The organism is Candidatus Stoquefichus sp. SB1, from assembly GCF_001244545.1.
GTDB lineage: Bacteria > Bacillota_I > Bacilli_A > Erysipelotrichales > Coprobacillaceae > Stoquefichus.
In genome coordinates this window covers 429,159-455,887 of sequence record NZ_LN852693.1, presented here as the reverse complement: position 1 = coordinate 455,887, position 26,729 = coordinate 429,159, and the positions used below count along the sequence as shown (strand labels likewise).

At 31.0% G+C, this 26,729-nt stretch carries 29 protein-coding genes and 1 other annotated feature; of the genes, 24 read left to right on the top strand and 5 right to left on the bottom strand.

Going from position 1 to position 26,729, the window contains the following annotated elements; genetic code table 11:
- Window positions 1-102: 102 nt before the first annotated feature.
- The 14 genes from nifJ to BN1865_RS03305 all read left to right on the top strand — a co-directional run bounded on the left by nifJ (window position 103) and on the right by BN1865_RS03305 (window position 14,785).
- Window positions 103-3,621 (top strand): pyruvate:ferredoxin (flavodoxin) oxidoreductase, encoded by a 3,519-nt coding sequence (gene nifJ, locus BN1865_RS03370; protein ID WP_050635851.1) that lies wholly within the window; start codon window positions 103-105, stop codon window positions 3,619-3,621.
- Window positions 3,622-3,792: 171 nt separating this feature from the next.
- Complete coding sequence (locus BN1865_RS03365; protein ID WP_050635850.1) at window positions 3,793-4,461, top strand: hypothetical protein; 669 nt, start codon at window positions 3,793-3,795, stop codon at window positions 4,459-4,461.
- Window positions 4,462-4,554: 93 nt separating this feature from the next.
- The gene (locus BN1865_RS03360) at window positions 4,555-4,992 is read left to right on the top strand and encodes a hypothetical protein (RefSeq protein ID WP_050635849.1); all 438 of its coding nucleotides are present in this window, start codon (window positions 4,555-4,557) and stop codon (window positions 4,990-4,992) included.
- Window positions 4,989-5,237 (top strand): helix-hairpin-helix domain-containing protein, encoded by a 249-nt coding sequence (locus BN1865_RS03355; RefSeq protein WP_050635848.1) that lies wholly within the window; start codon window positions 4,989-4,991, stop codon window positions 5,235-5,237. The genes BN1865_RS03360 and BN1865_RS03355 overlap by 4 nt, the downstream gene beginning before the upstream one ends.
- Window positions 5,238-5,361: 124 nt before the next feature.
- Entirely contained in the window at window positions 5,362-6,084 is a 723-nt protein-coding gene (locus BN1865_RS03350; protein ID WP_050635847.1) for a hypothetical protein, read from the top strand.
- Complete coding sequence (gene sigK / locus BN1865_RS03345; RefSeq protein WP_050635846.1) at window positions 6,081-6,773, top strand: RNA polymerase sporulation sigma factor SigK; 693 nt, start codon at window positions 6,081-6,083, stop codon at window positions 6,771-6,773. Before BN1865_RS03350 ends, sigK begins: the two co-directional genes overlap by 4 nt.
- 43 nt (window positions 6,774-6,816) lie before the next feature.
- Window positions 6,817-7,596 carry a sigma-70 family RNA polymerase sigma factor gene (locus tag BN1865_RS03340; protein ID WP_050635845.1) on the top strand — a complete coding sequence of 260 codons (780 nt, stop codon included), beginning with the start codon at window positions 6,817-6,819 and terminating at the stop codon, window positions 7,594-7,596.
- 27 nt (window positions 7,597-7,623) lie between these two features.
- Window positions 7,624-7,869 (top strand): YlmC/YmxH family sporulation protein, encoded by a 246-nt coding sequence (locus BN1865_RS03335; protein WP_050635844.1) that lies wholly within the window; start codon window positions 7,624-7,626, stop codon window positions 7,867-7,869.
- Window positions 7,870-8,003: 134 nt separating this feature from the next.
- Window positions 8,004-8,447, top strand: a complete 444-nt coding sequence (locus BN1865_RS03330) for a cell division protein SepF (protein WP_050635843.1) — start codon at window positions 8,004-8,006, stop codon at window positions 8,445-8,447.
- Between the two features lie 39 nt (window positions 8,448-8,486).
- Window positions 8,487-9,239 carry a YlmH family RNA-binding protein gene (locus BN1865_RS03325; RefSeq protein WP_050635842.1) on the top strand — a complete coding sequence of 251 codons (753 nt, stop codon included), beginning with the start codon at window positions 8,487-8,489 and terminating at the stop codon, window positions 9,237-9,239.
- A 10-nt stretch (window positions 9,240-9,249) separates the two neighbouring features.
- The gene (locus tag BN1865_RS03320) at window positions 9,250-9,702 is read left to right on the top strand and encodes a DivIVA domain-containing protein (protein ID WP_050635841.1); all 453 of its coding nucleotides are present in this window, start codon (window positions 9,250-9,252) and stop codon (window positions 9,700-9,702) included.
- Window positions 9,674-9,876 (top strand) — a binding site (T-box leader). Its footprint overlaps the gene before it by 29 nt.
- Window positions 9,877-9,912: 36 nt before the next feature.
- Window positions 9,913-12,645 carry an isoleucine--tRNA ligase gene (ileS, locus tag BN1865_RS03315; RefSeq protein ID WP_050635840.1) on the top strand — a complete coding sequence of 911 codons (2,733 nt, stop codon included), beginning with the start codon at window positions 9,913-9,915 and terminating at the stop codon, window positions 12,643-12,645.
- A 45-nt stretch (window positions 12,646-12,690) separates the two neighbouring features.
- Window positions 12,691-13,587 (top strand): DMT family transporter, encoded by an 897-nt coding sequence (locus tag BN1865_RS03310; protein ID WP_050635839.1) that lies wholly within the window; start codon window positions 12,691-12,693, stop codon window positions 13,585-13,587.
- Window positions 13,571-14,785, top strand: coding sequence for a D-alanyl-D-alanine carboxypeptidase family protein (locus BN1865_RS03305; RefSeq protein WP_050635838.1), 1,215 nt, complete (start codon window positions 13,571-13,573; stop codon window positions 14,783-14,785). The genes BN1865_RS03310 and BN1865_RS03305 overlap by 17 nt, the downstream gene beginning before the upstream one ends.
- A gap of 117 nt (window positions 14,786-14,902) precedes the next feature.
- On the opposite strand, the gene BN1865_RS03300 is transcribed toward BN1865_RS03305, so the two are convergent.
- Window positions 14,903-15,115: a hypothetical protein gene (locus tag BN1865_RS03300; RefSeq protein ID WP_232780305.1), complete on the bottom strand. Its 213-nt coding sequence runs from the start codon at window positions 15,113-15,115 to the stop codon at window positions 14,903-14,905.
- Window positions 15,116-15,198: 83 nt separating this feature from the next.
- On the opposite strand from BN1865_RS03300, the gene BN1865_RS03295 reads away from it, so the two are divergent.
- From BN1865_RS03295 to BN1865_RS03275, 5 genes are all read left to right on the top strand, one after another.
- Window positions 15,199-15,852: an HAD family hydrolase gene (locus tag BN1865_RS03295; RefSeq protein WP_050635836.1), complete on the top strand. Its 654-nt coding sequence runs from the start codon at window positions 15,199-15,201 to the stop codon at window positions 15,850-15,852.
- Window positions 15,839-16,330, top strand: coding sequence for a 2-thiouracil desulfurase family protein (locus tag BN1865_RS03290; RefSeq protein ID WP_050635835.1), 492 nt, complete (start codon window positions 15,839-15,841; stop codon window positions 16,328-16,330). Before BN1865_RS03295 ends, BN1865_RS03290 begins: the two co-directional genes overlap by 14 nt.
- Window positions 16,296-17,231 (top strand): type I phosphomannose isomerase catalytic subunit, encoded by a 936-nt coding sequence (locus BN1865_RS03285; protein ID WP_050635834.1) that lies wholly within the window; start codon window positions 16,296-16,298, stop codon window positions 17,229-17,231. The genes BN1865_RS03290 and BN1865_RS03285 overlap by 35 nt, the downstream gene beginning before the upstream one ends.
- A 44-nt stretch (window positions 17,232-17,275) precedes the next feature.
- Entirely contained in the window at window positions 17,276-18,361 is a 1,086-nt protein-coding gene (locus BN1865_RS03280; protein ID WP_050635833.1) for a DUF4261 domain-containing protein, read from the top strand.
- Between the two features lie 84 nt (window positions 18,362-18,445).
- On the top strand, window positions 18,446-19,621 hold the full coding sequence (locus BN1865_RS03275; RefSeq protein ID WP_050635832.1) for an NAD(P)-dependent malic enzyme: 1,176 nt from the start codon (window positions 18,446-18,448) through the stop codon (window positions 19,619-19,621).
- 27 nt (window positions 19,622-19,648) lie between these two features.
- Here the strand turns inward: BN1865_RS03275 and groL are convergent, their stop codons facing one another.
- Together groL and BN1865_RS03265 are read right to left on the bottom strand one after the other, a co-directional pair.
- A complete protein-coding gene (gene groL / locus BN1865_RS03270; protein ID WP_050635831.1) occupies window positions 19,649-21,268 on the bottom strand; it encodes a chaperonin GroEL in 1,620 nt (539 codons plus the stop codon).
- Between the two features lie 12 nt (window positions 21,269-21,280).
- Window positions 21,281-21,541 carry a GroES family chaperonin gene (locus tag BN1865_RS03265; RefSeq protein ID WP_050635830.1) on the bottom strand — a complete coding sequence of 87 codons (261 nt, stop codon included), beginning with the start codon at window positions 21,539-21,541 and terminating at the stop codon, window positions 21,281-21,283.
- Window positions 21,542-21,713: 172 nt separating this feature from the next.
- On the opposite strand from BN1865_RS03265, the gene BN1865_RS03260 reads away from it, so the two are divergent.
- The 5 genes from BN1865_RS03260 (at window position 21,714) to BN1865_RS03240 (ending at window position 25,264) form a co-directional block, all read left to right on the top strand.
- Window positions 21,714-22,070 (top strand): MmcQ/YjbR family DNA-binding protein, encoded by a 357-nt coding sequence (locus BN1865_RS03260; protein WP_050635887.1) that lies wholly within the window; start codon window positions 21,714-21,716, stop codon window positions 22,068-22,070.
- A 106-nt stretch (window positions 22,071-22,176) separates the two neighbouring features.
- Window positions 22,177-22,548 carry a VOC family protein gene (locus BN1865_RS03255; protein WP_050635829.1) on the top strand — a complete coding sequence of 124 codons (372 nt, stop codon included), beginning with the start codon at window positions 22,177-22,179 and terminating at the stop codon, window positions 22,546-22,548.
- 96 nt (window positions 22,549-22,644) lie between these two features.
- A complete protein-coding gene (locus tag BN1865_RS03250) occupies window positions 22,645-22,968 on the top strand; it encodes a PadR family transcriptional regulator (RefSeq protein ID WP_050635828.1) in 324 nt (107 codons plus the stop codon).
- Complete coding sequence (locus BN1865_RS03245; protein WP_050635827.1) at window positions 22,958-24,085, top strand: DUF2812 domain-containing protein; 1,128 nt, start codon at window positions 22,958-22,960, stop codon at window positions 24,083-24,085. The genes BN1865_RS03250 and BN1865_RS03245 overlap by 11 nt, the downstream gene beginning before the upstream one ends.
- A gap of 42 nt (window positions 24,086-24,127) precedes the next feature.
- Window positions 24,128-25,264 (top strand): DUF2812 domain-containing protein, encoded by a 1,137-nt coding sequence (locus tag BN1865_RS03240; protein ID WP_050635826.1) that lies wholly within the window; start codon window positions 24,128-24,130, stop codon window positions 25,262-25,264.
- Window positions 25,265-25,277: 13 nt separating this feature from the next.
- On the opposite strand, the gene BN1865_RS03235 is transcribed toward BN1865_RS03240, so the two are convergent.
- Both BN1865_RS03235 and BN1865_RS03230 read right to left on the bottom strand, forming a co-directional pair.
- Complete coding sequence (locus BN1865_RS03235) at window positions 25,278-25,949, bottom strand: MBL fold metallo-hydrolase (protein ID WP_050635825.1); 672 nt, start codon at window positions 25,947-25,949, stop codon at window positions 25,278-25,280.
- A gap of 26 nt (window positions 25,950-25,975) precedes the next feature.
- On the bottom strand, window positions 25,976-26,716 hold the full coding sequence (locus BN1865_RS03230) for a YebC/PmpR family DNA-binding transcriptional regulator (RefSeq protein WP_050635824.1): 741 nt from the start codon (window positions 26,714-26,716) through the stop codon (window positions 25,976-25,978).
- Between the last annotated feature and the right edge of the window lie 13 nt (window positions 26,717-26,729).

Genomic DNA, 26,729 nt, shown 5'->3' with positions numbered 1-26,729 from the left:
TGTCTTGCTTTTCGACATATTTTTCCAAGCGAAAATCGTGATTAGATATGGAAATTTACAGTAAAGAAGAGTATACTATAGAGTATAGGAGGAAAGAAAATTATGTCTAAAAAGTATTTATCTATGGATGGAAATACTGCTGCAGCACATGTAGCCTATGCTTTTAGTGAAGTTGCAAGTATCTATCCAATTACCCCATCTTCTCCAATGGCTGAAAATGCCGAGACTTGGGCTGCCCAAGGGATGAAGAATATTTTTGGGTCTGCTGTAAATGTAATTGAAATGCAATCTGAAGCTGGGGCAGCTGGAGCTGTTCATGGAGCCTTACAAGGTGGCGCTTTAGCAACGACATTTACTGCATCACAAGGTTTGTTATTGATGATTCCAAACCTATATAAAATTCAAGGTGAATTGTTACCTGGTGTATTCCATGTGGCTGCAAGAGCACTTGCAACACGTGCGTTAAATATCTTTGGTGATCATCAAGACGTTTATGCTTGCCGTCAAGTTGGAGCACCTATGATTTGTTCTCATAGTGTTCAAGAAGTTATGGATTTAGGAGGAATTGCTCATTTAACTGCAATTAAAGCAAGTGTTCCTGTTATTCATTTCTTTGATGGATTTAGAACATCTCATGAAATTCAAAAAGTTGAAGTCATGGATTATGATGTTCTTGAAAGTTTGTTAGATAAAGAAGCATTAAAGAAATTTAAAGACAATGCTTTGAATCCACATACAAATCCTGTAGAACGTGGTGGAGCAGAAAATGATGATATCTACTTCCAAGGTAGAGAAGCACAAAATAAACATTATGAAGCTGTTGTTGAAATTGCTGCTGATTATATGAAGAAAGTTTCTGAAATTACTGGTAGAGAATATGCTCCATTTACATATTATGGTGCAACAGATGCAGATAGAGTTATTATTGCAATGGGTTCAGTTACTGAAACAATTAAAGAAACTATTGATGAAATGATGAAACATGGAGAAAAAGTTGGATTAGTTAAAGTTCATTTATATCGTCCATTCTCTCCAAAATATTTATTAAATGTATTACCTGAAACAGTTAAGAAAATTGCTGTTTTAGATCGTACAAAAGAAATGGGAGCAACTGGAGAACCATTATACTTAGATGTTGTTTCTGTATTAAAAGATAAAGATATTGAAGTTGTTGGTGGACGTTACGGTATGGGATCTAAGGATACAACACCACGTCAAATCAAAGCTGTTTATGATCATTTATTACAAGATAAACCATTTACTTCATTTACAATTGGTATTAATGATGATGTCACTCATTTATCATTAAAAGAAGATCCAGACTTTACTGTAGATGCTGATTATACATCATGCTTATTCTATGGTTTAGGATCTGATGGAACTGTATCAGCTAATAAATCTGCAATTAAGATTATTGGTGATCATACTGATTTATATTCACAAGCTTATTTTGCTTATGATAGTAAAAAAGCAGGTGGAGCTACACGTTCTAATTTAAGATTTGGACACACACCAATTCGTGCAACATATTATGTTAATAATGCTGATTTTATTTCATGTTCATTAGATAACTATGTTGTTAAATTTGATATGTTGAAGAATCTTAAAAAAGGTGGAACATTCTTATTAAATACTGAATTTGATGAAAAGGATATTGTTGACTATTTACCAAATCGTTTGAAAAAACAATTGGCTGATAAAAATGCAAAATTCTATATTATCAATGCAAATAAGATTGCAGCTGAAATTGGAATGGGAAGAAGAACAAATACAATTCTTCAATCTGCATTCTTTGCATTAAATCCACAAATTTTACCTATTGAAAAATCTGTTGAATACATGAAAGCAATGGCTAAGAAAACTTATGGTAAAAAAGGTGATGCAATTGTTGAATTAAACTATAAAGCAATTGATGCTGGAAAAGATGCAATTGTGGAAGTACCTGTAGATGCTTCATGGTCTAACTTAACTGTTAATGAAACACGTCAACGCACTGGTGATGATCATTTTGATAACTTTGTATCACCAATTAATTCATTAGATGGTTATGATTTACCAGTATCTGCTTTTATGGATAAGTTAGATGGTTCTATGCCTTCTGGTGTTGCTTTAAAAGAAAAACGTGCGATTGCAGTAGAAGTTCCTCGTTGGGAAAAAGAAAACTGTATCCAATGTAATAACTGTGTTATGGTTTGTCCTCATGCAACAATTCGTGCATTCTTATTAAATGATGAAGAAATGAACGCATTACCAGAAGATATCCATGATGATGTTTTAAAACCAATTGGTAAAAATGTTGACGGTTTAGTATATCGTATTCAAGTTTCACCAGATAACTGTGTTGGATGTGGTCTTTGTGTCACTGAATGTCCAGGTAAAGCAGGAAAGAAAGCTTTAACTATGGTACCAGTCAAAGAAGAATTAGATCATGCACCATTAGCAGATTACATGTATACAAAAGTTTCTTATAAAGCTGATCGTTATCCATTAACAACTGTTAAGGGTGTTGGATTTATGAGACCATACTTTGAAGTTTCTGGAGCTTGTGGTGGTTGTGGTGAAACTCCATACTATCGTTTGGTTTCTCAATTATTTGGACAAGATATGAGAATTGCTAATGCAACTGGATGTAGTTCAATCTATTCTGGTTCAACACCATCAACTCCATGTACAGTTGATGAAAATGGTCAAGGACCTGCATGGGCAAACTCATTATTTGAAGATAATGCTGAATATGGATATGGTATGAAATTAGCTGAAAATTATATGGCTAAACGTATCTTAGAAATTATTAGAGATAACAAAGCTGACTGTGAAGCTGAACTTCAAGATGTTTTAACACAATATGAAGCTGTTAAGGGTCAACGCGTTGAAGAAAGAAAACTTTATGATCAATTAGTATCATTGGTTGAAGCTTCAAAATGTGAAGGTATCAAAGAATTATTAAATATGAAAGGTGAATTAATCACAAAATCACAATGGATCATCGGTGGAGATGGTTGGGCATATGACATCGGATATGGTGGTGTTGACCATGTTTTAGCAAATGATCAAAATGTTAATATTTTAGTTCTTGATACTGAAGTTTATTCAAATACAGGTGGACAATCTTCTAAATCATCTCAAGCAGGATCTATCGCTAAGTTTACAGCTGGTGGTAAAGCTGCATCTAAGAAAGATTTAGCTCAGATTGCTATGGCATATGGACATGTATATGTAGCACAAGTTGCTATGGGAGCAAATCCAATGCAAACAATCAAAGCTATTAAAGAAGCAGAAGCTTATGATGGACCATCATTGATTATTGCTTATGCACCATGTATTGAACATGGTATTAAAGGTGGTTTAGCAAATCATCAACAAGAACAAAAACGTGCTGTTCAATGCGGATATTTCAATCTGTTCAGATATGATCCACGTTTAGAAGATGCTGGTAAAAATCCATTACAAGTTGATTCTAAAGAACCTGATTTCACTCAGTTTAAAGAATTCTTGTTAAACGAAAATAGATTTGCTATGTTATCAAAAGTGAACCCAGAACATGCTGAAGAATTAATGGATAAATGTGAAAAAGATGCTAAGAAGCGTCGTGCACGTTTAGATGTTATGGCAGCAGAATAACAATGATATTATTAAAAAACTTATTTTGATGTTTTCAATAAATTCATGAGAAACCTAATGAAAATTAGGTTTCTTTTTGCATTTTTATAACTTAAAAAGATTGGTAATCTTTATTGAATCCTGTATAATAACTATATACTCTTCAAATATAACTATTAAAGGAGATAATGGATGAAAGAAGTCAAATGGATACATTATTTAACAGTAAGTTTAATATCGTTTTTAGCTTTTATGCTGGAACTCTTTTCTATATTTGTATTAGAAAAAATGATATTTCATTTCGATATATGGAATTATACAGTTAATCAAAGAAGCTTACATTGTCTTATGACAGCAGGATTATGGGCAGTCTTTATTATAGCTGTTCTCGTTTATACACAAAAACGATATCATTTTCCTATACAAAAGGATAATTATCAAAAAATATTATCAAGAAATTGGATAAATGTATTGATATGTCTAATAGGATGTAAAATCATGACATTTATTGATTGGCATACTTTTAAAGTTATCGGTGAAATGCAAAATAAAACGATATATCAATTTTCAGCTCAATATATATATTATTTTTTTGAGGTTGCCCTTATTCTTATGATTATCATTTATGGACAAAAAGCTATTGAGACATATTTGCATAGAGAAAGTAGCATTCCATTTGGTGGTATTATTTTAGCGTTAACATGGGGTGTTTTCCATTTCGTTTCAAGGGGTGTAGGAATTGAAGTTTGGAATGGTATTTCATGTATGATTTTCTCGATTTTGGGTGGATTTATATATTTGAATTTAAAACGAAAATATGGATTAAGTTATTTAATTATTGCAATTGGATATTTACTATAAAAATAATTTCAAATTTCTTGAAAGGTGTTTTCAAAAATAAGAATGTGTCAGTTTTAAAAATTCAATAAAATAAATGGAAAGGATGATATAAGAATGTGTCAGGAATGTTATAGTGATAATGCAAGGATAACGCCCTTGCTACATCCTATAGAATGTTTAGAAAAGCATACTCAGTATATTTGTGGAACATGTGGACGTTGTATTTGTATTGAAAAAGATTCTCAACGCGGGTTACAAAGGTGGAATTTCCCATTTAGAACTTTGGAAATTGCTAAATTATACTTAAGAACTGCGGATTATACAATGAAAACAAATTGTGGGATTTATGAGTTGGAGAATAATCAAGGAAGAAAATCATATAAGATTTTTGCCGATAAAGATCAGTTATTGGATTATTTACAAAAAAACAAAAATAAAAAATGTCCATTAATGAAACCAGTATTTCAGCAAATTCAATATCAAGAATTCCCATATACACAAGTTAGAAAACTTACCAAGGATGAAATTGAAAGGTATATGGAAGAAAGATGAGTGATTTGTTAAAAATACCTGGAGTAGGACCAAGTATTGAAAAGGATCTTTTTGCTATAGGAATTCATTGTATAGAAGATTTAAAAGGTAAAAATCCTGAAACTATGTTTTTACAATCTTGTGATGTGAAAGGATATCAAGAAGATAGATGTTTATTATATGTTTATCGCTTAGCTGTTTATTATGCTCAAAATGAACAGTTAGATCCTAAAAAATTAAAATGGTGGTATTGGAAAGATAAGTAAGAAGAGAGAAGATTTGTATTGTGAATATAATACAGATTTTCTCTTTTTGATATTTGTTGAATTGAAACTTTTCTTTGACATAATTCTCTGTATGAATTTTCTATAATGAAAGAGGGGTGAAATCATGGAGGTCTATTTGGAGGTCACATATGTGATCAATGGATTAATGATATTATTAACATTTGAGTTACTATGCTTTTTACTAAATCAGCAGATGACCAAGAGGGAACTTTTAAAATATGTGCTTACCTATAACATATCGATTCTCTTTCTCTATATAGATTTCTTTGATGGTTTCCTCTTATTATATGACTTGCTCTTAACTCTTTTTTATTTTAGAAAATTGACTTATATCTACTATCCACTATTTTTATTTGTTTATGTTTCATTGTTATCTTTTTTAGAATTTATGCTTCCTTCATCAACAATTTTCCAATCTGTATTATTGGTTGAAGGATTTGATTTTGTATCAATGTTGATTGTTGGTGTTTTAGTACTTGCTATTTTTTATTTTTATATAGCTTTTTGTCATCAACAATTAAAAAAGGATGAAATGGTTGATGTATCCTTTTTTAATAAACATTGTTTAGGATTTATAGATAATGGTAATAAGGTTTTTTATAAAGGATATCCAGTTATATTTATTAGTCAGTATTTATTAGAGAGTTATGAAAAGATTGACAGTATAACAATAGAAACTGCAAATCAGGTTGAATTAGTTGACATTATGATGATGAATGAAATAGAAATTAATCATCAGGTACTGCATCATGTTTACGTGGGAGTGATGTCATCGAGCGAGTATGATTGTATTTTAAATTCTCAGTTATTAGGAGGCTTACTATGATTTTACAAAGATTAAAAGAGTTATTTTTAAAAAAGAAAGTTCTTTTTTATATTGGTAGACATGATGTACTCAAAGCACCTTTAAAAGGTAAAGAAGAAGAGGCAGCACTGATTAAATTACAAAATGGCGATGAACAGGCAAGAGATTTATTAATAGAGCATAATCTTAGATTAGTTGTATATGTTGCTAAAAAATATGATTCTGTACAAAATGGCAGTATAGAAGATTTAATTAGTATTGGTACGATTGGATTAGTGAAAGCTGTCAATACTTTTAATATGGATAAAAATATAAAATTAGCAACTTATGCTTCGCGTTGTATAGAAAATGAAATATTAATGTTTCTAAGAAAAAATAATAAATTACGTCAAGAGATATCTTTAGATGAGCCATTGAATGTTGATTATGACGGAAATGAATTATTACTTTCTGATATTATTGGGACAGATAAAGATATTATTCAAGATGAAATTGAACATAATGATCAAAAAGAGAAATTCTATCGTGCTCTTCATCATTTAAATAAACGTGAACAAGAAATATTAATGATGCGTTATGGATTAATAGGACATGAGGAATTAACGCAAAAAGATGTTGCAGAGGTTTTAGGAATTTCACAGTCCTATATTTCTAGATTAGAGAAAAAGATTATTAAAAAGTTAAGGAATAAATTGAATGATGATGAATAATGTCAAATAAATTGGTGAGACTTTATTTGAAGGAGTCGAAACTATGTCAAAGTACAAAGTTGAAATGAATGGTTTTCTTATTCAAAATTATGAGAAACTGTCCCATCAGCAAACAATGCAGCTGTTGGATGAATATCATCAATTACATGATGAAAAAATAAAAGAGAAACTGGTTTTATCAAATTTAAAATTAGTTCTTTCACTAGTTCAAAAATATCATCAACGTGTTTCTAACTTAGATGATTTATTTCAAGTAGGAGTAATTGGTTTAATCAAAGCAATCGATAATTTTGATACCTCTTTGGAGGTTCGTTTTTCTACTTATGCAGTTCCTTTGATTTTAGGAGAAATCAAGCGATATATACGTGATAATTCTCCTATGCGTATACCTCGTTCAATGCGAGATTTAGCTTATAAAGCTTTATTAGCTAATGAGGAATATATGAAGAAACATAATCGAGAAGCTACGCCTAAAGAACTTTCAAAAATATTAGATGTTGATGAGTATCAGTTAGTAGAAGCGTTATCATCTACAAATGGTGTGACTTCTTTATCGCAAGAAGTTCAAAACGATGGTAATGGACCTATTGACTTAGAAAGTCAGATTCCTGATAAGAAGAATCAAATGGAAAATATGCAAAATACAATTGATTTACAAGAAGCCATGAATCATCTTGATGAAAAAGAACTGCAAATTATACAAGAAAGATATTTTAAAGGACATACTCAAAGTGAAATTGCTCAAGAACTCTTTATTTCACAAGCCCAGGTTTCACGAATTGAAAAACAGGCATTATCACATTTAAAGAAATATATGAGTTAATCATGCATATAATGTATAGGTGATTCTATGCGTTTTGTAACTTTACAGAGTAAAGATGTTGTTAATGCGGCAACTGGTTCAAAAATAGGGTATGTAGTCGATGTTGAAATTGATCCATACTGTCGAACGATTCAGGCTTTAATTGTTGAAAGATTTTCGGCATTCAAATTGATTTGTGTTTTTAAAGGTCCACCTACTTTTCTCATTCCTATTGAAAATATTATGACAATAGGAGAGGATGTTATATTGGTTAATGTTGATTGTGAAACGTGATTTGATATGAAATGATGAAAGAAATATGATTTCTATCAAAAACGTGAATGAGTTTGAACAATGAGGATAATTTCCTCTTTTTTTCATAATCATGTTATGGTATAATAAGAAAAGAAATATAAGGAGGTTGCCTCATGGGATATGGACAAAAAGTAAAAAAGTGGTTTTTTGAAGAAGAAGATGACGATGATGACGTTTATGAAGATGTAGAAATAGATACAGAAGAAGAATCTGTGAAATCAACAAGTATGTTTGAAAAGGCAAAATCAACAAAAACAAGTGATGCTGTTAAAGCATTGAGTGCTAATAAAGATAGCCATCTGGTATTGTTTGAGCCAAGAGCATATAGTGAGACACAAGAAATTGCTATTTATTTAAAACAAAAAAGAGCAGCAGTTGTCAATTTGCATCGTTTACAAAAAGAACAGTCTAAACGTGTTATTGATTTCCTAAGTGGGGTCATCTTTGCGATTGAAGGAGATATTCAACAAATTGGACCTAAAATTTTCCTTTGTACACCTAAAAATATTGGTGTAACTGGAAATATTACGATGGATCCAACGGAATCGGAAGAATAATATGAGTATTAGCACATTGCTAATACTTTCTTTTTGATTATGTTAGAACACTTTAAAGGTGATGAGGTCTTTGTAAAAAAGATTTTAGATTATCAATTTCAAGCCCTCAATCATCAAAAATTAATTTTAACTCCTTTTTTCAATCCTCATGAACAAGAAATTGTAAGACAAGTAATAGGTCATGAATTAGTGATACATACATCAGGAGGATTACTTCATGCAGAGAATCAAAGAATGATTATTTGTCCTGATTTTTATGATATTATGCCTGAAGATTTTCAGATTATAGTGGTACAGGTTGATTATCATCAGCAGTTTGGGAAACTTTTACATAAAGATGTTTTAGGTGCTTTAATGAATTTAGGAATAAAAAGAGATTGTATAGGGGATATTTATGATGATTCATCATGCTTTTATTTTGCATGTACTCAGCAGACATATCCATATATTTATGATCATCTTAAACAAATCAAAAGAGCAAAAGTTCATTTAAGTGAAACGACAAAAATCGTTGAAATTATCCATCAATATCAGACAAAAACATTTATTTTATCAAGTTTGCGTTTGGATAGAGTTGTTTCTACATTGTTTAAGATTTCTCGACAAAATGCTAATGAAGCGATTCGTGCAGGAAATGTCAAAGTCAATCATAAAGATGTTGAAGAAGTCAGTTTTTTGTGTCATAATAATGATATAATTTCCTTTAAACGACATGGAAGAGTAAAAATTGTTGATGAGAATCGTCAAACAAGACAAGGAAACTATGTTGTCACTGGATATTTTTATAAGTGAGGTGGAAGATGTGGAACAATTTGATAAGCAATTTCGAGGGTACAACATTCTTGAAGTCGATGATCGTATTAATGAATTGAAAGAACAAATTCAACAACAAAAAGAAACTATTCAATCATTAGAAAATGATTTAGAAATGCTTAAAGAACAAAACACCCTGCTTACAAAACAAGTGACTGTTCATGAAAAAACAAATGAAGAAATTGCTCGATTGGCTTTAAAAGAGGCAAGTGAGTTAATTGAAAAAGCCAAAAAGAATGCCAATATGATTTTGAAAGAATCAATGGAATATGTTCGTGGTTTATCAAAAGATATGGATGCATTTAAGCAAGAAGCTATTGATTTTAGACAAAATGTTGTAAAAATGAGTGAAGATATGCTAGAAACTATTGACAAATCTGAAATTTTTAGTTTAATAAGAGAAGAAAAAGAAAATAAATACAATGATAGAGACAGTATATAAGGAAAACTTTTAGAGAGTTTGTGGTTGGTGAAAACAAATAGGTGGAACTTATATTGTATCACTCTTGAGTAGCTTCCTGAAATAACAGTAGGGAAAGACGTTAATCGCGTTAAGATATGAAGAGCATATTGAAAAATATGAATAAAGGTGGTACCGCGTCATCACGTCCTTTAAGAGGACGTTTTTTATTTGGAAAGGAAAGGGATAAAGATGAACTATAAAGATACGTTATTAATGCCAAAAACTGATTTTGAAATGCGAGGAAATTTACCTAAGAAAGAACCTGGATATGTAGAACGCTGGCAACAGGCAGATATGTATGAAAAGGTTTATCAACAAAATGAAGGTAAAAAACAATTTATTTTTCATGATGGTCCACCATATGCCAATGGAAATATGCATGTTGGACATATGTTAAATAAAATCATCAAGGATGTTATTTGTCGTTATAAAAATATGGAAGGCTTTTATACGCCATATATTCCTGGGTGGGATACACATGGATTACCAATTGAAAATGCTATTCAAAAACTAGGTGTCAATCGTAAAGCTATGACAACTGCTGAGTTTAGAAAAAAATGTTATGAATATGCTTTAGAACAAGTTGAAAAACAAAAAGAACAATGTATTCGTGTTGGAACTTTTGCAGATTACAAACATCCATATCTTACATTAAAGCCAGAATTTGAAGCTAATCAAATTGATGTTTTTGCAAAAATGGCAATGGATGGATTGATTTATAAAGGATTAAAACCTGTCTATTGGTCACCTTCAAGTGAATCAGCATTAGCTGAAGCTGAAGTTGAATATCATGATGTCAAGAGTCCAACAATCTTTGTGAAATTTGCTGTCAAAGACGGAAAGGGTATTTTAGATACTGATACAAGCTTTGTGATTTGGACAACAACACCTTGGACAATTCCAGCTAACTTAGCAATTTGTTTGAATGCTGATTATACTTATGCTCTTGTGCAAAGTGAAAAGGGAAAATTAATTGTTTTAGATGAACTTGTTGATTCATTATGGGAAAAATTTGGTTTAGAACAAAAAGAAGTATTGAAAAGATTCAAAGGTTCTGAATTAGAAATGATTACATGTTCTCATCCATTATATGACCGTGAATCATTAGTAATCTTAGGTGATCATGTCACTGCTGAAGCCGGAACTGGCTGTGTTCATACAGCACCTGGATTTGGTATGGATGACTTTATTGTTGGTCAAAAATATGGTCTAGATATTTATTGTAATGTTGATGCGCATGGGAAAATGATGGAAGATTGCGGTGAATGGTTAGCTGGTCAGTATGTAGATGATGCTAATAAGACTGTAACAATGAGACTTGATGAATTAGGGGTTTTATTAAAACTTGAATTCATTACACATAGTTATCCTCATGATTGGCGTACAAAAAAACCAATTATCTTTAGAGCGACTGATCAATGGTTCTGTTCTATTGATAAAATTAGAGAAAAGTTATTAAGTGAAATTGATAAAGTCAATTGGTTAAATGAATGGGGTCATGTTCGTATTTATAACATGATTAGAGATCGTGGTGACTGGTGTATTTCTCGACAAAGAAGTTGGGGAGTGCCAATTCCAATTATTTATTGTGAAGATGGAACACCTATTATGGAAAAAGAAGTTTTTGCACATATTTCTCAGTTATTTAGAGAATATGGTTCTAATATCTGGTTTGAAAAGGATGAGAAATTCTTATTACCTGAAGGATATACAAATGAACATTCACCAAATGGTATCTTTAGAAAAGAAAAAGATATTATGGATGTATGGTTTGATTCTGGTTCATCACATACGGGTTGTATGAAAGAAAGAGGATATCCTTATCCAGTTGATTTATATTTTGAAGGAAGTGACCAATATCGTGGTTGGTTTAACTCATCATTGATTATTGGAACTGCTGCTCATGGTGAAGCACCTTATAAGACTGTTTTATCACATGGATTTGTTTTAGATGGTAAAGGTAATAAAATGTCTAAATCTTTAGGGAATACTGTTGATCCAATTAAACTTGTAAATCAATATGGAGCAGATATTTTAAGATTATGGGCAACATCTGTTGCTTATCAGTCAGATGTACGTATCTCTGATGAAATTATGAAGCAAGTCGCAGAAAATTATCGTAAAATTAGAAATACAATGAGATTTGTACTTGGAAATTTATCTGATTTTCAATCTTGTGATGTTGTTGAAACATCTGCACTTGAAGGTGTAGATCAGTATATGCTTGTTGAATTGAATCTGTTAATGAAGGGATATCAAGAAGCATTTGAACGTTATGATTTTGCTGAAGCAAATCAATTAATCTTAAATTGCTTTACAAATACATTAAGTGCTTTTTATATGGATTTCACAAAAGATATTTTATATATTGAAAAAGCAGATGGTTTAAGAAGAAGACAAGTTCAAACAGTTTTATATCATTATGCGAAAACAATGATGAAATTGTTATCTCCAATTTTGGTATTCACAGCTGAAGAATTACACGATCATTTCCATTGTGATGATAAAAAACAAGAATCTGTATTCTTGGAAGCAAAACCTGAATTTATAAATGTTGCCAATGCTGAAGACTTAAAGCAATATTATGATCGTTTCCTAACACTTAGAAAAGATGTTATGAAAGCATTAGAAGATTTAAGAAATGAAAAAGTGATTAAATCTAATATGGAAGCAAAATTAACAATTTGTTTAAAAGATGCATATCAGGATATGGAACAATTATCTGATGATTTAAAACAATTGTTTATTGTTGCTAAGGTCAAACTTGTCAATCAAAATGATGGATTATCTGAATATGATACAGCTTATATCAAAGCTGAAAAGTTTAATGGTGTACAATGTCCAAGATGTTGGAATTATTTTGATGAAGATGAAATGGATGGCGAATTGTGCCATCGTTGTCACGAAGTTGTCAATCAATAAAAAGAATGGTACTCAGTACCATTCCTTTTTTAGAAAGGAGCGCATATGACGCAAAAAGTAAAAGGTGGATTATTATTACTAATCGCAGCTATGATTTGGGGAAGTTCTTTTATTGTTATGAAAAGTGCAGTGGATTTTCTCACACCTGCCGTGCTTTTATTTGTTCGATTTAGTTTGGCTGCATTATTTTTAGGTATCTTATTTTTCCCTAAAATAAAAGCTTTTCCACGTCAAAAAATGATTGGAGGATTATTAACAGGTTGTTGTTTGTTTGGTGCCTATTATGTTCAAACATGGGGACTTAATTTTACGACCCCAGGAAAAAATGCTTTTTTAACAGCAGTTTATTGTGCTATTGTTCCATTCCTTGTTTGGTTTCTTCATCATAAACGTCCTGATATTTATAATTTCGTAGCAGCATTTTTATGTGTGGTTGGGATTGGATTTGTTTCTCTAGATGGCAATCTATCAATGAATAAAGGAGATTTTTTAACATTGTGTGGTGGTTTCCTTTATGCTGTACACATACTAATGATTAAAAGGTTTTCTAAAGATGTTGATGGCGGTGCTTTTACAGCATTTCAGTTTATAGGTGGTGCCTGTGTGGCAGGGGTAATAGCTTTATTAAGTGAAGATATAAGATTAGTGACTATGATTGATTCTTCAATATTTTTACAAATCTTTTATTTGGCATTCTTTGCAACGGCTGTTACAATGGTTTGTCAAACGATTGGACAAAACTATACGAGTGAGTGTCAAGCTTCTTTGATCTTATCTCTAGAATCTGTTTTTGGTGTTGCTTTTTCTGTTTTATTTTATGGTGAAGTTTTGAGTTTTCAAGTGATATTAGGATTTGTTTTTATATTTGTTGCTATTATTATTTCTGAAACAAAACTTTCTTTTTTAAAGAAAGGGGTCATGATTGATGAAGAAAATTGTTAGTTTATTGACTGTTGTTTTTATCTGTTTGATGAGTTTTCAGCCAGTTTCTGCTTGGTCAATGGATATTTCTTTACATTCTCAATATGCTTATTTGTATGATCGAGAAACATCACTTGTCTATTTGGATAAAAAAAGTAATGAAAAAATATTTCCAGCCAGCATGACAAAAATACTGACAGTGAGCCTTGCGCTAGATAAAATTAAAAATTTACAGCAAACAGTTACCATTGTTGAAGCTGATTTAGCTGGGCTAAAAGAAATGCAAGCCACAGTTGCAGGATTTTATGCAGGTGAAAAAGTGACTTATGAGGATTTAATATATGGAGCATTATTACCTTCAGGAGCAGATGCCTGCAATGCTTTAGCACGTTTAACATATGGCTCATTAGAAAAGATGGTTAGTGCAATGAATCAAAAAGGACTTGCTTTAGGATTGAAAAACAGTCATTTTATGAATGTGACTGGACTTCATGATGAACAGCATTATACAACAACCCATGATATGGCGTTGATTTTAAATGATGCTTTAAAAAATCAGGCATTTGTCAAAGTTTTTGAGGCTAGAAAACATACAAGTTCAAAAGCCAATCATCAATGGATTTCTTCTTTACAAAGAGGAAAAGAATATAAAAATATTGATATCAGCCATATAGATGGTGGGAAAAGTGGTTTTACTGATGAGGCTCAGTTAACATTTGCGAGCACTATGACAATTGATGACCATCAGCTTATTTTAGTTACTGCGTATGCAAAAGGACAATACTCTCAAAATCATGTTCAAGATGCAGTGAGTGTTTATCAATATATGAATGAACATTTTCATAAAATTATTATTTATAAAAAAGATCAAGAAATTCAAAACTATTGGATTACTAAATCTTTATCATTTCAATATCATCAAAAAGCATTACAAGAAGTTTCATTTTTAGCTGAACAATCAATGACAGCTTCATCGTTAGATATTCAAATAGAAGCACCTTCCTTGCTGAAAGCACCAATTCAAAAAGGTGAACAATTAGGTCGTGTCATTGTACAGTATCAAGGACAGACACTTTATGAATATCAATTAACAGCAACTCAATCAATAGAGAGTTCATTTATGGGGATGCTCCTTTATTATTGTATTGTGTTTGTTTTACCGATGTTTGTTGTCATATTGATGGTATATTTGATTCTTCGTAGAAAGAAAAGAACTTAATAATCTTTAAAAATGAATTTTTCCACCAGAGTTATTCTCTAGTGGATTTTTTTGTATAAAAAAATATGATTCTCTTAAGTAAACACTGTTGTGTTTGCTTTAGAAAATCATAATGTCTTAAGCTTTCTTTTTTTCATCATTATATTCGATAACTCTGTCAATACCATAACCAATGGCACGTCCCAAAAAGATAACAATGACTCCGATAATTGGCAACAATCCATTACTACGTGTAATGATATACCAAATAATGATACCAAACCCAAGAATATAACCAAGATTAGTAAATATATTCATATATTTTGTTGTTTTTAATTTGTTCATTTCCATCACCTCATTTTACACATATTTTATTATAACATCTTTCATTATTTTTTCAATACTGTTATAATGATACATAGTAGGAGGAAGGTATGAAAAAAGGTTGTTTATTTGATTTGGATGGAACTTTGGTTGATTCATTAATGGATTTAGCCATTTGTGCTAATACGGTTTTGCAGGCACATCATCTTTCTACACATGAATTGTCAAAGTATAATCAGTTTGTTGGAAATGGTGTCAAGAAACTAATGGAAAGGGCGATTGGTAAAGATCATTTAGATATTTTAGATGAGTGTCTAGAAGAATTTTATCAAGTGTATGAGGAACATTGTTTAGATCATACAATACCATATCCTGGAATGTCTAAACTGATTCATGAATTAAATGATTCAGGAATTCGTTTAGGTGTTGTTACCAATAAACCACATTATTTAGCTTTGCAAATTGTTGAACATTGCTTTCCAGATTGTTTTGTAACCATTTTAGGACAACAGGATTTATATCCTGTGAAACCTAATCCTGAGTCAACCTGTATTGCTTTGATGAATATGAAATTAGGGCATCAGGATTGTTATTTTATTGGTGATAGTAATGTGGACATAGATACTGGCTATAATGCTGATATGGAGACTATTGGTGTGACATGGGGATTTAGAGGCCGAGCAGAGTTAGAAGCTGCACAAGCTACATATGTTGTTGATACACTACAGGAATTGAAGGAGATTATTTACAATGATAGGAGTTAGTTTCTGTTTGTTAGGTGAAAACTGCACTTATAATGGTAAAAATCATTTGATCAATGAATTAAAAATTCTTTATGATCAGGGTATCGTTGTGCCTGTATGTCCAGAAGTTTTAGGGGGATTATCTATTCCTAGAGATCCAGCCGAAATCATTTCAGATGATCCACTACTTATTCAAACAATCCATAATCAGGATGTCACAAATGAATATGTTTTAGGAGCACAAAAAGCTATAAAATTGTTTTTGGAAAACAATGTTAAGGTTGCTGTTTTGAAATTTAGAAGTCCTAGTTGTGGCTGTGATGGTATTTATGATGGAACATTTAGTCATATATTAGTTGAAGGACAGGGTGTTTTTGCAAAATTATGCCAACAAGAAGGCATTAAAGTATTTCATGAGAATCAAATTGAAGAATTCTTAAAATATATAAGAAAGGATGAGGAATATGGGACATATTTTAAAGATTCAACCAGTATTTAAAGAAATGATTTGGGGTGGTCATAAACTTAGAGATATCTATGGATATGATATACCAAGTGATCAGACAGGAGAATGTTGGGCTATTTCTGGTCATAAAAATGGCGATTGTGTTATTGCTGATGGTGAGTATCAAGGGAAAACTGTATCGTGGCTTTGGGAAAATCATAGAGAATTATTTGGAAATATAGAAGGTGATCAATTTCCGTTATTGGCAAAAATTATTGATGCCAAAAATGATTTATCAGTTCAGGTTCATCCTAATGATGAATATGCTGCAAAGCATGAAAACTCTTTAGGAAAAACAGAATGTTGGTATGTACTTCAAGCTGATGAAGGAACAAGAATGGTGATGGGACATCATGCTAAAACCAAAGACGATTTTATTAAGGCAATAGAGGATGATGATTATGATCATTTGTTGAATTCTTTTGAAATTAATAAGGGTGATTTCTTCTATATTCCATCAGGAACTTTACATGCAATTTGCAGTGGTTCATTAATTTATGAAGCACAGCAATCATCAGATATTACTTATCGTGTTTATGATTATCATCGTAAAGATAAAGATGGACATGAACGTCAGTTACATGTTCAACAATCTATCGATGTAACAACAATCCCTTCGAACAATGATTCAAACAAATTATTTACAAATACACATTTAGATCATGGTTCAAAAACACGTTATTTAGAGAGTGAATTCTTTACAGTAGATTGTTATAGAATGGATGGAGAAAATAGTGTTATTAATGACAAACCATTCCAAATGGTCAGTATTTTAGAAGGTGAAGGAACACTTGATGGACAGCCAGTTCAAAAAGGTGATCATTTTATTGTATGCAGTGATCAAAAAGAAGTTGTTTATGATGGTGTTATGACTGTCATGATAACAACATTATAAAATAAGCAGATTGATAAATCTGCTTTTCTTGTAGGAGGAAGTATATGGATCAAAGAGAGAATGCCACACAATGTATGATTGAATGGTTAAGTCATGAAAATGAGTTAGGGAAAAAGCCTTATCAAATACAAATTGCAGGTGAATTTGATTTACATGATTTGCATTATTATATATTTAAATTTAAAAAGTCTAGATTTTCTTCTTGGCTTGTTGGTGTATGTGGTGGTTATCATGAAGATGAAATTGGACACTGTGGACATATTTTTAGTCAATTAGAAGATTATCATGAAGAAACTGCTAAACAAAAGTGTATTGATATGGTAGAAATGATAAGAGAATATTGGATGAATAAAGCATCAGAAGTTAATGTTTTAGAACCACGCTCAACTTTTGTGAATTTTGTTTTATTGAAAGATGAGAATGTTCAGTTAAAAACGGTTTTTGAATATTTAAAAGAGCATTGTCATATACAGTGCCAAGATATTCAAGAAGATGAAGATAATATTTATATTGCGAATGTAGGAGAATCCTTGATTTCATTGTCATTAATGAATATGCCAGTGCCTGAAGGTGAGGCAGAATACTATGCTCAAGGGTGCTACATGTGGGAAGGGGCAGTTGAGCATGTTAAAGAACACCAGGCTCATATCATTGTGACAACAATTGCGAAAGGAATTGATTCAAGAGAGGCGCTGCTTTTACAATCCCAGTTAATTGATGCTTGTTTGAATTTTGAACAGTCAATTGCTGTATATGGTGATGAAATGGTTTGGCCTAAACATATTTACCAAGATGTTATGAATGATTATTATTGTAATCAAACGTTGCCTGTTCTTTTATGGGTTTATTTAGGAATAGTCACAAATCAGGATGGAAATCATATTTACACAATTGGATTAAAGAATTTTGGACATTATGAAATAGAAACATTACCAACAACTCTTCCACTGTCAGAACTTCATGAATTTATGTTTAATATTGTTTGTTATATTGTTGAACAGGAAGCTGTATTACATGATGGAGAAACAATTGGGTTGAGTGAAACTCAAAAATGTCAGATAACTTTAAGTCCAGGATTGTTCTTAGATGAAGAAACATTGAAAATTGATGTTGTTGAAGATACTCAGTAAGGATGAACATTAAAGTTCATTCTTTTTCTTTTCAACAATAGTCTTTTATGTCATAATAAGAAACGTGAAAAGGGGAGAAAAAGAATGTCAGATATATATCAGGATGCATTAAAAATGCATGAACAGGCAAAAGGAAAATTAGAAGTTCAATTAAAAGTACCATTAAATGAAAGTCATGATCTTTCATTAGCATATACACCAGGAGTTGCTCAACCATGTCGTGAGATAGCTAAAAATAAAGATGATGTTTATAAATATACATGGAAGCAAAACAGTGTGGCTGTTGTTAGTGATGGAACAGCTGTTTTGGGATTGGGTGATATTGGTCCAGAAGCAGCTATGCCAGTTATGGAAGGAAAATCAATATTATTTAAGAAATTTGGAAATATTGATGCTGTACCTATTTGTTTAGATACGAAAGATCCAAAAGAAATTATTCAAATTGTCAAAGCAATTGCACCTACTTTTGGTGGGATTAATTTAGAGGATATCAGTGCACCACGTTGTGTTGAAATAGAAAGAACTTTAATTAAAGAGTTAGATATTCCTGTTTTTCATGATGATCAACATGGCACAGCGATTGTTGTGACAGCGGGCTTATTAAATGCTTTAAAAGTCGTTGATAAAAATGTTGAAGATATAACTGTTGTAGTTAGTGGAACGGGTGCTGCTGGAAGTTCTATCATTAAAATGATTCATTCTTTGGGGGTTAAAGAAATTTATGGTTTTAATATTAATGGCATTGTGACAAAAGAAGATTATGATCAATATGATTTCTTAACACAAGAATTAACAGAAATAACCAATCGTCAAATGAAACGAATGTCAATGGCAGAAGCTTTAAAAGAAGCAGATGTTTTTATTGGTGTATCAGCACCAGATGTATTGACAAAAGAAATGATTAAAGGAATGAAAAAAGATCCGATTGTTTTTGCGATGGCTAATCCAGAACCTGAAATTAAATATGATGATGCTATTGAGGCAGGAGTCGCAGTGATGGGAACGGGCCGTTCTGATTATCCAAATCAAATTAATAATGTTTTGGCTTTTCCAGGTCTTTTTAGAGGTGCATTAGATGTTCGTGCCCGTCAGATTACAGAAGGTATGAAATTAGCTGCTTCCTATGGTTTAGCATCACTTGTCAGTGATGAAGAACTTTCATCAACATATGTTATTCCAGATGCTCTAGATCCACGAGTATCTGAAGCAGTAGCAAAAGCAGTATCACAAAAAGCAATTGAAGAAGGAGTCACAAAATAAAAAAACCAAACTTTCGTTTGGCTTTTTTTAATACATTCCTGGAGCACCCATTGGAGCAGGGGCTGGATTATCTTCTTTAATTGGTGCTACTCCTGCTTCTGTTGTAATGAACAAAGCAGAAATACTAGCTGCATTTAATAAAGCACTACGTGTAACTTTTGTAGGATCAATAATCCCTTTATCAAACATGTCAACCCAAACACCATCTTTTGCATCAAATCCTTGACCATCTTCTGACTTCATTTGTTGTTCAACGATTTCATCACTGTTATAACCAGCATTTTCAGCAATTTGACCCATTGGTGTCAATAAGGCATCTAAAACAACTTTAATACCTTTTTGTTTATCAACATTTTCATCTTTTAATTGATCTTTTAAAGCAACATAGGCATTAACAAGGGTTACACCACCACCCATAACAATACCTTCACTAACAGCAGCTTTTGTTGCATTTAAGGCATCTTCAATTCTTAATTTCTTTTCTTTTAACTCAGATTCAGTGGCACCACCAACTTTAATAATCGCAACACCATTACTTAATTTACCAAGTCTTTCAGCATAATTCTTTTTATCATAATCACTCTTTGCATTATTCATTTGTTGAGTAATTTCATGAACACGAGCATCAATATTAGCTTTTTCGCCAGCTCCACCAATCATTGTTGTATGATCTTTACTGATGTGTACTTTTTTAGCAGAACCAAGATCTTCTAATTGCATATCTTTTAAATTCATATTTAATTCTTTATTATAGAATTTAGCATTTGTTAAAATAGCAATATCCTGTAATATTTCTTTTTGATTATCACCAAATCCAGGAGCTTTTGTTGCAACAACATTAAATGTTCCTCTTAATTTATTAACGACTAATGTTGAAATCACTTCTTGTTCAAAATCATCAGCAATTAATAATAAAGGTTTATTTGATTGCATCACTTGTTCAAGAATTGGTAAAATTTCTTGAATTGTATTAATTTTTTGATCAGTGACCATAATATATGGATTATCTAAATCAACAGTCATTTTTTCTCTATCAGAAACCATATATGGAGAAACATATCCTTTATCATATTGCATACCTTCAGCAACTTCTAATTCAGTATCAAAACTATTAGATTCATCAACACTGATAACACCATCTCTACCAACTTTTTCCATAGCTTGTGCAATGATCTTTCCAATTTCATTATCACCAGCAGAAATTGTTGCTACACTTTCAATATCATTACTTGTTTCTACAATATGTGATTTATCTAAAATATATTTAGCAACTTCCTTACTTGCATAATCAATTCCTTCACGCATTAATACTGGATTAGCACCTTTTTCAACAGCTTTTAAACCATTTTGAATCATAGTCTGTGCAAGAATAGTTGCTGTTGTTGTTCCATCACCAGCAACATCATTTGTCTTATTAGCAACTTCATATACTAATTTTGCACCCATATTTTCAAAAGCATCTTCTAATTCAATTTCTTTTGCAATACTCACACCATCATTTGTAATTAATGGTGAACCATATCCTTTATCTAAAACAACATTACGTCCTTTAGGGCCGATTGTGACTTTTACTGCATCAGCTAAAGTATTAACACCAGCTAACATAGCATCTCTAACATCTTTAGAAAAACGAATTTCTTTACTCATGTTTTATTCCTCCTATTCAACAATTGCTAAAATATCTTCTTCTTCTAAGATCATATATTCAGTTTCATCATCTTTAAATTTTGTACCTGAATATTCTTTAAAAATAACAGTCATACCTTCCTTTAAATGATCATCACATTTTGGACCGACTGCGACAACAGTTGCTTGATTACTTGCTTGTTCTTTAGGGGCAGTCAAAATAATCCCACTAGCAGTTTGTTTTGCTGCTTCCTCTTTTTTTAAAATAACATAGTCATGTAATGGCTTTAACATTTTTATTCCTCCTTTGTTATTTAGCACTCATAACTATAGATTGCTAACACTGATAATTATAAACTGTAATATGAACTGAATATGAATTTTTAGCACATTCTTTTATCAAGTGCTAAAATTCTATTTTTCTTCTTAGAATTTTGTTGTATGATAGAGATAGGAAGGTGAAATGATGAAAACAAGACAAGATGCTATTCAATATTGTTTGAATTTTGAAAATGTATATGAAGATTATCCATTTTCAGATTTGAATTGGACATGTATGCGTCATTTGGAAAATCGTAAAGTTTATGCATGGATTTTTGAAAGACAAGGCAATATTTGGATTAATGTGAAAGGAACAAGAGGTTGGTTGGATTTTTTTAGAGAAAAATATGATTCAGTTATTCCAGGATATCATTTAAGTAAAGAGCATTGGAATTCCATTATCCTAGATGGGACAGTGTCATTAGAAGATATTCAAGCCATGATTCAGGAAAGCTATGATTTAACATTACCAAAGAGAAAACAAAAGAAACTTGTGGATTGATGAAATTATCGTTATAATATTTTTGTGACAAAACGTTTTATGCAATAGATAGACATAATCTATTGTCACAACGATTATGACAGATATTGGTAAGGAGGAAAAATAAATGAAAGCTATTTTTAATCATTGTAATATTAATGTGACGAATTTAGAAAAGAGTATTGCTTTTTATAAAGAGGCATTAGGATTAGAAGTTATTCGTGAAAAAGAAGCCAGTGATGGAAGTTTTAAACTTGTTTATTTGAGTGATGGAGTTTCACCATTTCAATTAGAATTAACTTGGTTAAAAGATCATCCTCAAAATTATGAGTTAGGAGAAAACGAAAGTCATATTTGTCTTACTGTTGATAATTATGATGAAGCTCATGCATTGCATCAAAAAATGGGTTGTATTTGTTTTGAAAATGAAGCGATGGGATTATATTTTATTCATGATCCTGATGATTATTGGTTCGAGATTGTTAGAGAGAAGTCATAGAGATATGATCTCTTTTTTTATTGACAATATCGTTTAACGATAATATACTAAAATTGAAGATAATATCGTTAAACGATATTAAGGAGTTGATCATGCATGCCAAGAGTCCAATTAAAAACTTTAACAGAGCAAATGTATTATGTTTTATTAGCATTAAAAAAAGAAAGATATGGAGTAGAAATATCACAATACATTGAACAACTCACCCATGGAAGAGTTGTTCTTGGACCAGGAACATTATATGCAATTCTTTCAAAATTTGAAGATGAAAAATGGATTCAGGAAAAAAAGTCAGAAGGGCGTAAGAGAAGTTATATCATAACAAATATTGGTCGTATAATGCTAGAAAAAGAATATCAGCATCTTTTAGAAATGATAGAAGATACAAAGCAGAGTGAGGATGATATTTATGAAACATGAATTAAAATATAATCAATTTCATTACTTTGAAAAACAACAATTAGAAGACTATTTAAATGAAATGGCCAAGAAAGGAAAATACTTGACAAAAATTCATTCTCAATATCTTGTCTTTAAGTCTGAACCCATTCATCAAATTTATTATTATATTGATGTCTATAGTCAAAAAGATGGTTTTGTTGATGTTCCTCAAAAAGAAGAATACTTTGAATATTTTCAAAATAATGGCTATGAATTATTAGATTATTGTGAACCTTTCTATATTTTTACTTCTCTTGAAAATAAGCCTATTCATACTGATGAAGATGTAGAAAAAGAGTTGATTCGTAAAACTTCTCATCGGCATTTATTGTCAGATTTGTTCTTTTGTACATGTTGGATGATTATTCTTTGGATGAAATTTTCAATTGATGTTTTCAGCGTTTCAAGTGATTATTGGCTCATGAATATTGTGCTTTGGCTGTTTGTATTACTTGGATATTTTGTGGCGAGTATTTATCCTTATCTGAAATATAAGTTAACAAAGAAAGTGGAATATTCTTATATTCATATTTTAAAACGTTCTTATCATACAGCTTTGATTTTTGCTTGTCTGTTGTCATTATTAGCAGTCATTATAGCTAAAACACCATATATTACATATGGCATCATTATTGGTGTTTATTTGTTACTTTGTCTTATTGGAAATTATTTGATTGGAAAAACAGAAAATATCTGGTTAGCAATGAAGATTCCTCTTATAACGTTTTGTTTTACTGCTATTATCTCATTTTTCTATCTCATATCAGGAGTAGGCTATCCTCAAATGAATATACCATTAACAGCTCAAAAGCCATATATTGTTTTTCAGCAATCAAGTTTAGCAGGATATGTCAATTATCAGGATACTGATGGAAATCGATTGGCATATTTTGAAAGTTACTGTGATCAGATTTACCCAATTGTTTTTAACAATATGTTAATAAATGAGCACTATAAGAAAACAACAGATCAGGGATATGATATCTATTATATCAATGAAGATGATGTGATTGTTTCTAAAGGGCATCGTTTTTTAAGGGGAAATCATCAGTTGTTGAATACAGATACAAAGCGGTATTTGGGATTTGGATGGTAAGAGGTATTTTGTATGATAGATTGATTTTATAGGAGGGGTATAATGAAAAGAGTATTGAATTTAAATGGCTTTTTTCCATTTGAAAGAACACAGTTTGAAGATTATTTAAATGGTATGGCCAGGAAAGGATATCATTTAAAAAAATTTAATAGTTATTTAAGTACGTATGAAAAAGATGAGAGTGAAATTTATTATCATGTTGCGATTCATGATAAAAACAGTATATTTATTCAGCCAGAAGTAGATGAAAAATATGTTCAGTTATTTGAAGAAAGTGGCTATCAGTATATTGATAGATATAGTATCTTTTATATCTTTGCATCACAAAATGCAAGAGCAATCTATACAGATGAAAATGTTGATAAAGAACTTATTTATCGGTATTCAAAACAATCTTTGTTGAAACAGTTTTTAATTATTCCTATACTTTTATGTTTTATGTATTTATTTGACTGTTTTTCACCTTCGTTTTACGATTTTGTTACGATTTCAAGCTTTATCGGAAGTTTCTTTTTCGTGATTTATTGGGTTGTATTAGGTTTGAATACTGGCTATTATATTTCATATTTCATCTTAAACAAAGCAAATTATCATTATCATGTTTGTTTATTGAGAAGTTATATTTTACAGTTTTTGTTTTTCTTAGTTGTCTTTGGAACATTACTTTTCAGTGATGAAACAATGTATTTGGTTTGTTTGTATATTTTGTTTTGTCCTTGTTTGGCATTGGTTATTTATTTTATAAAACGAAAAAAAGAAAATCCTTTCTTATTACAAGGGCTCTCACTTTTCACATATGGCATTGGTTTCGCTTTTATTCTTTTTTCACTTGGAAGTGCATGGATGACAACTTATACGCCACCACAACTTCCTAATGCGGCTATGAAATTCACTTTAAATGATGAAGAACATTCTCTGTTTTTAGATTATTATGCTTATGAAATAGGGGAATATGATTTTCTTGATTATGCAAAAAGTTTAAAAAGTGGTATGAGTGATTATTTGCTGCAAAAGTTTCTTGAAGAAACAGATGATATTTATGTTAAAAGTCAACAACAGGGATATGATATCTATCAATCAGATGATTTGGTTGTTATTTATAAAAATAATCAGATGATCAAAACAAAATTAACAGTTATAAAAAATATGTCTCTCTTTTTAGATGAATTGAATTGGTAAAAGAAAAGATCTCTTATGAGATCTCAATTTCAAATCTTTCATCTTGGTGATGTATATCTATGATTTGAGCTTGGTAAGAATTATCAAGCTTTTCTTTTTTTAATTGTTCACTTATTGTATAGTCACCAAAATAATGAATAGGGAAAATATACTGAGTGTTGACGTGGTTTAAAAAATACTGTAAGCCTAAAAGATAGTTATCTTCTTGTCTTTTGTCTACCACAACAAAAGCAATATCAAGAGGTTGCTGAATAGAATTGATTTCTTGTTTATAAGTGATTTCTTGATATTGATTATCTTCATCGGGTTCACCATCCCAGTGCCACCAATTTAAATCACCAGCAAAATAAATAGACTTGTTTTCAACTTCTACAATGAATGCACATCCTTCATCAGTCGATAACAAAGTTTTCACTTTCACATCATCAAATTGATATGTTTGATGAACATCAACATAATGACCATCATATTTATGTCTTAAATCATTAGAAAGAATATATGTGACTTGTGGATGTTCCAATTTAAAAATTTGTGGATTATAATGATCAAAATGTCTATGTGAGACAAATACATAAAGTGGTTTTTCTTGATTGATTTTTAAGTCCCCCTGATAATAATCAAAGAGTAAACTATGATGTTCTAATTCAACAAGACATCCACTATGAAATAAATGTGTAACGTACATATAAAAAAGATAACATGCCTTGCATGTTATTCTTCTTCTCCATCATCATAATTAGAAACATTATGGAAAACTTGATCGACATCATCACAATCATCTAATAAATCCATTAATCTTTCAAATAACATCATATCATCACCATCAAGTTCAACATAATCTTGAGGTGTTGTTGTGATTTCATAAATATCAAATTCAACATCAGAATTAGCTTCTTCAATAGCTGTTTTGATTTTATATAAATCAGTTGGTTCACCAGTTACCTTAATACGGCCATCTTCTAGTGTTGTAATATCTTTAGCATCTACTTCAGCCATAATTAATGCTTCTAATGCAGTTTCTTCATCCATACCCTTAAAGATAACAGTACTTTCGACATCATATAAATAAGAAACTGAACCTTCAGCACCTAATTTAGATTTAGATTTTGTAAATGCTGGACGTACTTGAGAAATAGTACGATTAATATTATCAGTTAAACATTTAACAATAATTGTTGAGTTATTAGGACCAAATCCTTCAAATTGAATTGGTTCATAGTCTTCAGTTACACCACTTTTGACTTTATCAATGGCACGTTTAATAACATCAGCAGGTACTTGATCTTTCTTTGCTTTTTCAATCAAACGTCTCAATGATAAGTTGGCATCAGGTTCAGGACCACCAGCTTTTGCTGCTAAATAAATTTCTTTTCCATAGCGAGAATAGACTTTTGCTTTTTTTGCTGCTGTTTTCGCCATAGCGACTTTACGCACTTCATGTGCTCTACCCATACGTGATTCCTCC